1 protein-coding gene is annotated in these 751 nt (G+C 68.2%); it reads right to left on the bottom strand.

The genetic code is table 11. The annotated features are described in order from the left end of the window. Positions 1 to 626, bottom strand: a 626-nt coding sequence (locus tag A9X05_RS09520) for a cytochrome c biogenesis CcdA family protein (RefSeq protein WP_197498985.1), incomplete at its 3' end; no start/stop codon positions are given. Positions 627 to 751: the final 125 nt, after the last annotated feature.

The following is a 751-nucleotide window of genomic DNA, read 5'->3' as shown; positions in this document are numbered from 1 at the left end:
ACCAGCGCGACGGCCAGCACGACCATCGTGATGCCGCCGGCGACCTGGATCACGCGCTGGTGGCGACGGAACGCGGCGACCCGTTCGGCGACGCGTCGCCCGGCCAGCGCGAACGCCAGCAGCGGCACCGCGTTGCCCAGGGCGAAGGTGCCGGTCAACAGCAAGACGCCGGCCCCGATGGACTGCGTGCCGCCGGCGACCACGATCGCGGCGAGCACCGGACCGGCGCAGGGCACATACAGCGCGCCCAGCGTCAGCCCTAGCCCGAAACCATCGGTGTTGGGCCCGATTTGACGCTGCGGCAGGTACGCGAACGGCCGCTCGATCAGGTGCTGTAGCGGCGGGAAGATCAGCCCCAGCCCGATCAGCACCAGCACCACGAGGGCTGCCCACCTGATGGCGTCCTGCGGCAGGTGCAGCGCGGTCAGCAGCGCCGAGCCGATCAGCGTGGCCAGCGAGAAGCTGCACACCAGGCCCGCGATCAGCAGGTAGGGCCGCGCGGCCGAACTGATGCCGCGTGAACCGCTCGCGCCGGACAACAGGATCACCGGGAGCACGGGCAGGATGCACGGCGAGATCGCGGTGATGAGTCCGCCGAGGAATCCGATGAGCGCGATGGTGTGCATAGCTAGTTACACCTTTACCTGCGGGAAATGGTTCACGTGGCCCGGAACAAGTCACGTCCCGTGCGTTATGCAAATCACACAATGTGCGTTACGCTCGGCCGGTGGCGCAGTTAACCTTCCAGCGC

Source organism: Mycobacterium sp. E3298 (assembly GCF_001666895.1).
Taxonomy (GTDB): Bacteria; Actinomycetota; Actinomycetes; order Mycobacteriales; family Mycobacteriaceae; genus Mycobacterium.
Note: the sequence above shows the minus strand (reverse complement) of the source record. Positions and strands in the feature narration are given on the sequence as shown.